11 protein-coding genes and 2 tRNA genes are annotated in these 9,193 nt (G+C 52.5%); 7 read left to right on the top strand and 6 right to left on the bottom strand.

The features are described from left to right. Positions 1–208: 208 nt before the first annotated feature. The 6 genes from fba to D5S03_RS02905 all read right to left on the bottom strand — a co-directional run bounded on the left by fba (position 209) and on the right by D5S03_RS02905 (position 4,903). Positions 209–1,132 (bottom strand): class II fructose-1,6-bisphosphate aldolase, encoded by a 924-nt coding sequence (gene fba / locus D5S03_RS02880; RefSeq protein ID WP_008871132.1) that lies wholly within the window; start codon positions 1,130–1,132, stop codon positions 209–211. A 116-nt stretch (positions 1,133–1,248) separates the two neighbouring features. Continuing rightward, a complete protein-coding gene (gene surE / locus D5S03_RS02885) occupies positions 1,249–2,019 on the bottom strand; it encodes a 5'/3'-nucleotidase SurE (RefSeq protein ID WP_008871131.1) in 771 nt (256 codons plus the stop codon). Beyond that, positions 2,004–2,585 (bottom strand): 2-oxoacid:acceptor oxidoreductase family protein, encoded by a 582-nt coding sequence (locus D5S03_RS02890; protein WP_008871130.1) that lies wholly within the window; start codon positions 2,583–2,585, stop codon positions 2,004–2,006. Before D5S03_RS02890 ends, surE begins: the two co-directional genes overlap by 16 nt. Further along, entirely contained in the window at positions 2,585–3,415 is an 831-nt protein-coding gene (locus tag D5S03_RS02895; protein WP_008871129.1) for a 2-oxoacid:ferredoxin oxidoreductase subunit beta, read from the bottom strand. Before D5S03_RS02895 ends, D5S03_RS02890 begins: the two co-directional genes overlap by 1 nt. 4 nt (positions 3,416–3,419) lie before the next feature. Next, positions 3,420–4,574, bottom strand: coding sequence for a 2-oxoacid:acceptor oxidoreductase subunit alpha (locus D5S03_RS02900; RefSeq protein WP_008871128.1), 1,155 nt, complete (start codon positions 4,572–4,574; stop codon positions 3,420–3,422). Positions 4,575–4,606: 32 nt separating this feature from the next. Beyond that, positions 4,607–4,903 carry a 4Fe-4S dicluster domain-containing protein gene (locus D5S03_RS02905; RefSeq protein WP_008871127.1) on the bottom strand — a complete coding sequence of 99 codons (297 nt, stop codon included), beginning with the start codon at positions 4,901–4,903 and terminating at the stop codon, positions 4,607–4,609. 235 nt (positions 4,904–5,138) lie between these two features. Between D5S03_RS02905 and D5S03_RS02910 the strand changes: the two genes are divergently transcribed. The 7 genes from D5S03_RS02910 to D5S03_RS02940 form a co-directional block, all read left to right on the top strand. Next, positions 5,139–6,179, top strand: a complete 1,041-nt coding sequence (locus D5S03_RS02910) for a 3'-5' exoribonuclease YhaM family protein (RefSeq protein ID WP_008871126.1) — start codon at positions 5,139–5,141, stop codon at positions 6,177–6,179. Further along, positions 6,155–6,826 (top strand): dTMP kinase, encoded by a 672-nt coding sequence (gene tmk / locus D5S03_RS02915; protein WP_287042623.1) that lies wholly within the window; start codon positions 6,155–6,157, stop codon positions 6,824–6,826. The genes D5S03_RS02910 and tmk overlap by 25 nt, the downstream gene beginning before the upstream one ends. A 15-nt stretch (positions 6,827–6,841) precedes the next feature. Continuing rightward, a tRNA-Val gene (locus D5S03_RS02920) sits at positions 6,842–6,917 on the top strand. A gap of 5 nt (positions 6,918–6,922) precedes the next feature. Then, positions 6,923–6,999 (top strand) — tRNA-Asp (locus D5S03_RS02925). A gap of 318 nt (positions 7,000–7,317) precedes the next feature. Beyond that, complete coding sequence (locus D5S03_RS02930) at positions 7,318–7,590, top strand: hypothetical protein (protein ID WP_008871123.1); 273 nt, start codon at positions 7,318–7,320, stop codon at positions 7,588–7,590. A 395-nt stretch (positions 7,591–7,985) separates the two neighbouring features. Continuing rightward, a complete protein-coding gene (locus D5S03_RS02935) occupies positions 7,986–8,396 on the top strand; it encodes a Ros/MucR family transcriptional regulator (RefSeq protein WP_008871122.1) in 411 nt (136 codons plus the stop codon). Positions 8,397–8,633: 237 nt separating this feature from the next. After that, positions 8,634–9,193, top strand: a 560-nt coding sequence (locus D5S03_RS02940; protein ID WP_287042624.1) for a nucleotide sugar dehydrogenase, incomplete at its 3' end; no start/stop codon positions are given.

The raw sequence follows: 9,193 nt of genomic DNA on the forward strand, positions 1-9,193 counted from the left end.
GAAGAGGTTCTCTCTACTCCTTGGCGTCTTAGCGCCTTGGCGTGATGCCTCTTTTTTTATCTTGAAAGAAGTATCCCACGCAAAGACGCAAAGTCGCGAAGAAGAGGTTCTCTCTACTCCTTGGCGTCTTAGCGCCTTGGCGTGATGCCTCTTTTTTTATCTTGAAAGAAGTATCCCACGCAAAGACGCAAAAGGCGCGAAGAAGAGGTTAAATCTTGCCGGAAGATCCAAGCACATTTTTTATCTTGTGCTGGACCATTTCCTGCACTGCTTCCCTGGCCGGTCCCAGGTACTTGCGGGGATCGAATTCCTGAGGCTTTTCATGAAAGAATTTGCGGATAACCGCGGTCATGGCCAGCCTGATGTCGGTGTCGATATTGATTTTGCATACTCCTGACTTGGCGGCCCGGCGCAGAAAATCCTCTGGAACGCCTTTGGCGTCGGAGACCTGTCCGCCGTAACGGTTGGCCATGTCGATGAACTCCGGTAGTACCGAGGATGCCCCGTGCAGCACCAGGGGGTATCCGGGGAGTCTGGATGAGATCTGTTCCAGGCGGTCAAAGTCCAGGGTAGGTTCGCCCTTGAACTTGTAGGCCCCGTGACTGGTGCCTATGGCAATGGCCAGGGAGTCGCAGCCGGTACGTTCCACGAATTCCACCGCTTCATCCGGGTCGGTGAAGACGTTTTCCGCAGAGCTGACCTCGTCCTCCACACCGGCCAGGCGACCCAGCTCGGCTTCCACCCATACTCCCTGTCCATGGGCGCATTCCACAACCTGCTTTGTCAGGGCTATGTTTTCCTCAAAGGGCAGATGGGAGCCGTCAATCATGACCGAGGTGAAGCCGTCGCTTATTACATCGCGGCAGATCTCGAAGTTCTGACCATGGTCCAGATGCAGGACCACGGGCAGGTCCGATTCCTTGAGGGCGGCCTCCATGAGCTTCATGATGTAGTTTTGTCCGGCATATTTCCGGGCGCCTGCGGATACCTGGAGAATAAGCGGCGACTGCTCGGCTTCTCCGGCCTTCATTATTCCCTGGATGATCTCCATGTTGTTGACGTTGAAGGCGCCGATGGCGTAACCGTCCTGATAAGCCTTGTCGAACATTTCTTTGGGTGATGTCAGGGGCATATGTCCTCCTTAGGGTCTTGGGTGAAAAAAGGTATAGCACTGCATGCAGAGGATATTTGCCGGCTCTGGAAAAAAACCGGGGGCTCTTCTGCAGAACATCCAGCTACATTTGAAAATCAGGGCTGTATATTAACAGATGAGAGGGCCTCTTGCAACTCATCCATGACTTCATGATTGGTGAGTTCAAACTGAAGCGGGGTCAGGGTGATATAGTTTTCGCTGAGCAGGGCCCGGTCGGCTTCAGGGTCCACCCGGTGCATGGGAATTTCTCCGCCCAGCCAGTAATAAGGATTTCCCCTGGGGTCTTCCCGGAGCTGATAAAAATCCCGGTAGACCACGGTGGTCTGCGGACACAGCCTGACTCCCCTGGCTTCGTGTACTTCACAGGCGGGAAAATTCAGATTCAAAACATTTTGATATGGAAGCCTGGTCCAGTCAAAACGCTGGATAAAGGCCTGCACCCAGTGGGCCTGGTGTGAAAGGTCCAGGGGGCGGAAATCATCGATGGATACGGCCAGGGAGGGTACGCCGGCCAGGGCTCCCTCGGTGGCGGCGGATACCGTCCCGGAATAGAGGATATCTATACCTACGTTGGCCCCGTTGTTTATGCCCGAGACGATAAGGTCCGGCTTCTTCTGGAGGTGAAAGTGCATGGCCCATTTTACGCAGTCCACCGGGGTGCCGGAGATGCCCAGTCCCTTGAAATTGTTCTCGCGGATTTTTTTTACTTTTATGGGTGAGAAAATGGTCAGGGAGTGGCCCACAGCGCTTTGTTCGGTCATGGGGGCAACAACGTGCACCTTGTGTCCTGCCCCGGCAAGGGCAGTAAACAGTGCCTTCAATCCCAGGGCGTGTATGCCGTCGTCGTTGGTTAAGAGAATTTCCATTTTTCCGGAGCCTCTGGATACTCTTTTTTGGCCCGGTTGAAACCGGAGTTGAAGGCCTTGATATTTATATCCACGATTTTCTGGGGCAGGATTTCCTTGAGACTCTTGCGTACAGAAGTGGCCCGCATAAATGGGATGAAGTGCGTCAGAGCGCCCAGGGCCACGATGTTCGTGGTCTGCACCAGGCCCACTTTCTGAGCCATGGTGGTGAAGGGCAGTCCCCAGAAAATATTGGTGGGAGTCTGTCCCACCAGGGAAGTGTCCACCAGCAAAAATCCTTCGGTCTTAAGATCTCCGAAATACTTGTTGCAGGCCTCCTGGCTCAGGGAGACAAGAAGATCCAGGCATATTGTCTTGGGGTAACTTATCTTGCCGGTGCTTATGACCAGGTCGCATCGGCTGGCTCCTCCACGGGCTTCCGGTCCGTAGCTCTGGGTCTGGGTGACTTCATAACCGTGATCCAGGGCCAGGGCCTGCCCCATGATGCGGCCCAGGGTGAGTATGCCCTGGCCGCCCAGGCCGGATAAGCGGACCTCAAATCTGTCCAGATGCAGATCGTTTGACATCAGCTTTCTCCTCTGAGGCTTTTGCGCATGCGGGCGTATTTATCTTCCAGCCCTTCGCAGTCCCTTTTTTCAAATATGCCTGTAGCAATGGCCTTTTCCTGTTTTTCCGGGGACAGTTCCCTGTATTTCTCCAGTGGAGTGGAACTTTTCTGCAGCCATTTGTACATGTCCACACAGGTCTTGAATCTGTTTTTGCGTCCATACTGAGTATGGCAGGGGCTTAATATTTCTACAAGTCCGAAACCGGGATGCATGACCGCTTCAGAGATCATGGAGTCCATGGCGGAAGCCTGCATCACTGTAGTGCGGGCCACGAAACTTGCGCCGCAGACCTTGGTCACCCGGGATATGTCGAATTCGTCCTCGAGCTGTCCAAAGGGAGTGGTCGTGGAAAAACTGCCCATAGGTGTGGTGCAGGAGCTCTGCCCTCCGGTCATACCGTATATATGGTTGTTGAGCACCAGGGCGGTGACTCCTATGTTGCGCCTGGCTGCGTGGATGAGGTGATTGCCTCCGATGGACAGGGCATCTCCGTCGCCCATGATCACTATGACCTTGAGCCTGGGATTGGCCAGCTTGATGCCGGTGGCAAAGGTCAGGGCACGTCCGTGGGTGGTGTGTATGGTGTTGAAATCCACGTAAACAGGTATCCTGCCTGAACAGCCTATTCCGGCCACCAGGACCACGTCGTCCTTGGCCAGGCCCATGGAATGTATGGAGCGGATAAGTGAGCCCAGGACAATGCCGTGCCCGCAGCCGGGGCAGAATACATGGGGAAATCTCTTGGAATGCCTGAGATAATTGTGAATCAGCTGGGTTACTTTGGCCATGATTTCAACCTTTTAGTATTTTGCTCAGGATCTGTCCGGGTGTGATGATCTGCCCGTCGACCCGGTTCAGGGTGATGATCTTGCTCTGCGTGGCATTGACGCGCTTGATCTCGCGCGACATCTGGCCCATGTTCATTTCCGGAACCACTACGTTGCTGCATTGCCGCAGCATTTTTTCCACGGCAGGCCTGGGGAAAGGAAACAGTGTCTTGAGCTTGAGCAGTCCGGCCCTGACCCCCCGTTCCCGGGCCTGCTGCACTGCAAGCTCGGCAGATCTGGCCACGCACCCGTAGGCTATAATGCAAATCTCAGCGTCTTGGCACTGGATCTCATCCACCATCTGGATGTCGTAGAAAAACTGGTCTATCTTGCGGAAAAGGCGGTGCATTATGTGCTCCACCTCTCTGGGATTGGAAGTGGGGTAGCCGTGATCGTCGTGGATAAGTCCGGTAACATGATAGCGGTAACCCGCCCCAAGAGGAGGCATGGCAGCAACCCCTCGCATGTTGTCTTCGTAGGGCATGTACCATTCAGGGGGCATGCTGGGGGTAAGCCTGGTGTATATGTTTATATCCTCTGGGTCCGGCAGGCTGATCTTTTCCCTGGTATGAGCGGTGATCTCATCCAGGAGAAGGATCACCGGGGTACGGTATTTTTCAGCATAGTTAAATGCCGTCACCGTCATTCTCAGGCATTCCTGCACATCACTTGCGGACAAAACAATTATGGGATGATCCCCGTGGGTGCCCCACCTGGCCTGCTGCACATCCCCCTGGGCCGGGTTGGTGGGCATCCCGGTGCTTGGGCCGGCCCGCATGACATTGACCAGGACCAGGGGGACCTCGGTAATTGATGCATAGCCTATATGTTCCTGCATAAGGGAAAATCCAGGGCCGGAAGTTGCGGTCATGGCCTTGCGTCCGGCCAGGGATGCTCCGATTACCGCTCCCAGGCCGGCAATCTCATCCTCCATCTGGATGAAAGCTCCACCGCGCAGGTGAGGCAGCCTGGAGGCCATCTCTTCGGCTATTTCAGTGGAAGGGGTGATGGGGTAGCCTGCATAAAAGGTGCAGCCAGCTATCAAAGCGCCTTCCACCACAGCCTCGTTGCCCAGGGCGAATATTTCAGTGGTTTTGTTTTTACGCGATCTGGCGGCCATTTAAAACCTGCCTTTATAATATGTTGCAGAGTTTACGTGGAGTTGCTGTTTCTTATTCTATGCAGCTCTTCCCGGGTAGCCGGGGCTACATCGTCTATGTTGGCCTCAAAGGGTGTACGTTCATCCTTGGGATAGACCATAATGGCGAAATCCGGGCAATGGATCTCACAGAATCCGCAATTGATGCAATCGTCTTCCCTGTCAACACGGACCTTTCCCTGTTTGTCCACGCTCAGGACTTTGTTCGGGCAAAAGGCTGCACATATGCCGCACCCTTTGCACCAGTCCAGAAAGACCTTGACCTTGCTTTCCCCTTTTTTTCTGGTCATAGTTTATCCTTGTTAATCAAGTGCTGTCCTTGTAATATCTTTTCAGTTTGCTTGTTTGAGAGCCCGGCACGGCCATCGGGGTTTTTTAAAAATCACTGCAGCGGCAGGCAGTCCCGGCTCTGCAGGCAGGGCGACGAAGAAAAAGCCGGCGGAATAATGCTCCCGGCTCATATCCCCTGGGATCATTAAAAACGAGCGTCAATCCATACTCCAATGCAAATAATTTGACAACACCATGCAGACAAAAAAATATTTTGTGCAGGATATCCGGGCCGGCCAGCAGATAGACGATACCTTCATGGTCATCAGGGCCAGGCAGGCCCAGGCCAGAAACGGACCCTACTGGCAGCTCACCCTTCAGGACAGGACCGGGGAAATCCAGGCCCGGGTCTGGAACCCCCTGAGCCGGCAGTTCCAGGACATCCCTCAGGAGCAGCTGGTGCGCATACGTGCCTCGTCACAGGTCTTCGGTGACCAGTTGCAGCTCAATATTGATGACATGCACTTTATTGATCAGGATCAAGCCGATCCGGGTCTTTTTCTGCCCGTTTCATGCACACCTCCAGAAGAACTCCACCAGAATCTGATTTTATTTCTGCAGCAGAATGTCTCTTATCCGGGGTGGAAAAAGCTGGTGAAAAAGATTCTGACCCGGGAAGAAATCAAGGAACCCCTTTTAAAGGCCCCGGCAGCCAAAAGCATTCATCATGCCTACATGGGAGGTCTTCTGGAGCATACCCTGAGTGTCTGCCGTATCTGCAACCAGATCTGCGATCTTTACCCGGACCTGGACCGGGATATCCTGCTCTGCGCTGCAGCGCTGCACGACCTGGGCAAGACTATGGAGATCCTGCCCGGAGCCAGCAGGGATTACTCCCATCAGGGCAAGCTTCTGGGACATATATTTCTGGGACTGGACATGATAAATCCTTTTCTGGACAAGGCAAAGGAACTGGATGAAGATCTCATCATGCACTTCAAGCATATAATCATCAGCCATCATGGAGAACTGGAGTTCGGCTCCCCCAAAAGGCCCAAGACCAGGGAAGCTTTTGTGCTGCACTTTGCGGACAACCTTGACGCCAAGATCAAGACCCTGGACCAGGCCCTGGCAGGAGGAGACGAATCTGAAGAATCAGCAGGGACCTGGTCCGACTACCAGAGGTCACTGGGCAGGTTCGTGTTTCAGCCGGCCAGAACCCCCAGGCCGCCGGAATCACCCAGAGAACAGGGGGGCAAAAAGGAAGGACAGTGTTTATTACCTTTGAAGGAATAGAGGGCTGCGGCAAGTCCACTCAGACAGAGCTTCTGCGTGATTATCTTGAGGGCCTGGGGTACAGTGTGCTGGTCACCCTTGAGCCCGGTGGAAGCAGGCTCGGTGTTGAACTGCGCAGGATGCTTCTTTCCCTGGAAAGCGATGATCTGACCAGGGAGGCGGAGCTTTTCCTTTACCTGGCGGACAGGGCACAGCACGTGCACCAGGTAATCCGTCCCGCACTGGAAGCCGGCCGTATTGTCATTTCGGATCGTTTTACCCATTCCACCCTGGCCTACCAGGGGTACGGCCGGGAAATGGGGGTGGATGCCCTGCAGGAAATGAACATTATGGCAGTTGACGGCACTGTACCCGATATTACCTTTCTCCTTGACCTGCCCCCGGAAACAGGTCTGCGCCGGGCCCTTGGCAGAAACATGGAGAAAAACCTCACCAGTTCCGAGGGCCGCTTTGAAGCCGAGGCCCTGGAGTTTCACGTGAGAGTCAGGCAGGGCTACCTGGAACTGGCTTCCCGGAAAAAGGAGAAAATCGTGGTCCTTGATGCCCAGGCCCTTCCGGAGACAGTGTTTCAGGGGGTGGTGGGGAAAGTAAATGAAATTATGAAAATTGATAAAAAATGTGTTGACAACGCAAACTGCAAAGTTTAAATAATTTACTTCACGGGGCGGATAGCTCAGTTGGGAGAGCATCGGCCTTACAAGCCGGGGGTCACAGGTTCGAGCCCTGTTCCGCCCACCATATGCGGGGCCGTAGTTAAGCTGGTTATAACGCCGGCCTGTCACGCCGGAGGCCGCGAGTTCGAGTCTCGTCGGCCCCGCCATCAAAAAAGCAAAGGCCGGGATTTATCCCGGCCTTTTTTTTGTTTTTTTGAAGTTGATTGAAATGCGAAGTGAGCAGGACGTTCAATGGATGCCTCTGCAAAAAGTCAGTCCGGTCGCGCGGACCACGCGAACCACGCGAGGCGCGTGGCAGGAGGTCTGGCAGATAGAAGAGTCAAAGAGTTGACTGTCATGGAAGCAAGTTTCAACTGTCTGGGTTTCGAGTTTATGCCGGCACATTTTTATGGTTGATCCGTGAACCTTCTTCCTTAAATTCATAACCCGTAATCACTAAGCACGGCCCGCGTTCAGAGTTCTCTATGCTGACCTACCTGTTTTATATTTCAATAGTTTTGATTATCACCTTTTTTGTTGTCTATTACTTAAGCGGGATATACTTTAATATCAAAAAAAAGCTGAGATACAGAAAAGATATCAGCTATTTTGAACAAGAAGTCCAAAGACTTGAGGAAAAGTACAACAGCCCTGGTTATTTTCAGTCCTTAGACAGTCAGGATCAAAAAGAATTAAAGGACAGACTGCAAAGATACAGGGAGACCCTGACCGATCTGAAGAATAACCCCTATGCCTGACCATTTATTTTGACCTGTCTTTTTTCCTTCCAGTGCCTTTTCCCATTAGACTGAAGTCCTTTTTCCGGCACAGGTGTCGTAACTCAATAATCCGCATAATTATGTCCGTGTGCTAATAATCCGGCAGTATCTGTTAAACCCTGATTCAGGGGTTATTTCAGTGCGTTATTTTTCCAGAGCAGTCTTGCGGTGAATGGGGGTTGTTTTTTGATTGCGCATGAAATATAAAATTGTAATAGATTGTTTTTTTTGCAGCAAAGCATTGCTGGACGGGTTGATGTTTTTAGTCAGATCTGGTAGCAAAGACACGATGTGTTGAAGTTCTGGATGGTTATTATATATTTTTACTCCAGAATAAACTGAAAAAATATTGATATCAGCAAGGAGGGAATAAGATGGAAGACCATGTGAAACAGGCCCTGGAGATAGTTAAAGCCCAGGCCAGTGTGCGGAACATGACTGAAGAAGAGATCAACTCTATGATCAAGTCATTATCTGAAGGGATACAAAAGGCTTCTCAGGGTGCTGCTGAAGAACAGGTAAGCGAAGAACAGCATCCAGCAGTGGATCCCAAGAAGGCCATCCGGGAGAAGAGTATTATCTGCTTAGAGTGCGGCAAGTCTTTCAAGGTTATCACCAAGAAGCATCTTGCCAAGCACGACATGACCCCTGAAGAGTACAAGGAGAAATGGGGTTATAAAAAGAATCAGTCCCTGGTGGCCAAATCCCTGGCCAGGGAAAGGCGAAAAAAAATGCAGGAGATGGAACTCTGGAAAAAGAGGGAAATCAAGATGCCTGGAAGATAAAGCAAAATCTTATGCTCAAATGCATGCTTTGATACGCCTGTAGAAAGTCTTTTTGCAGGCGTATCTTTTTTCGCCAGGTCTTACAGGGGTAGGCAAAGTCGGGCCGGGTGCTCGTTATTTTTTTCTTTTGCATTGGTCTTCTTCATGTTAAGTAGCTTCTCCTGATGTCGGGCAGTATCTTCCTGCTGCCCTTGATTTTTTCGTTCACCTTCAACTTTGCGGACTACAGGGGGCGGTATGAAGGATACCTTGGTTCATAAGCTTGATTCAGGTGAAGCCAGGATAGGAATAATCGGACTGGGCTATGTGGGACTGCCCCTGGCCCTGCGCTACCTGGCAGTGGGATACAGCGTACTGGGGCTGGATATTGATCCGCATAAAGTGAACAGGCTCATGAAGGGGGAAAGCTTTATCAGGCATATTCCTTCAGAGCCTTTGCAGGAGGGAGTGCAGCAGGGGCGATTCCAGGCCACCACTGATTTTAGCCGGGCCGGTGAGGCAGACGCCCTGATTCTTTGTGTGCCCACCCCCCTGGACAGGCACCGCGAGCCGGACCTGTCCTTTGTTGTAAACTCCCTGGAAGAAGTGCTTCCGGCTATGCGACCCGGGCAAGTGGTCTCCCTGGAGTCCACCACATATCCCGGCACTACTGATGAAGAACTAAGGCCGCGTATCGAGGCGGCGGGATTCAAGACCGGCCGGGATGTATTCCTGGTATATTCTCCGGAGCGAGAAGACCCGGGCAATCCGGCTTTCAATACCAGGAGCATTCCCAAGGTCTGCGGGGGCGTAACCCC

Source organism: Desulfonatronospira sp. MSAO_Bac3 (assembly GCF_003838035.1).
In the GTDB taxonomy this organism is placed as follows: Bacteria; Desulfobacterota; Desulfovibrionia; order Desulfovibrionales; family Desulfonatronovibrionaceae; genus Desulfonatronospira; species Desulfonatronospira thiodismutans.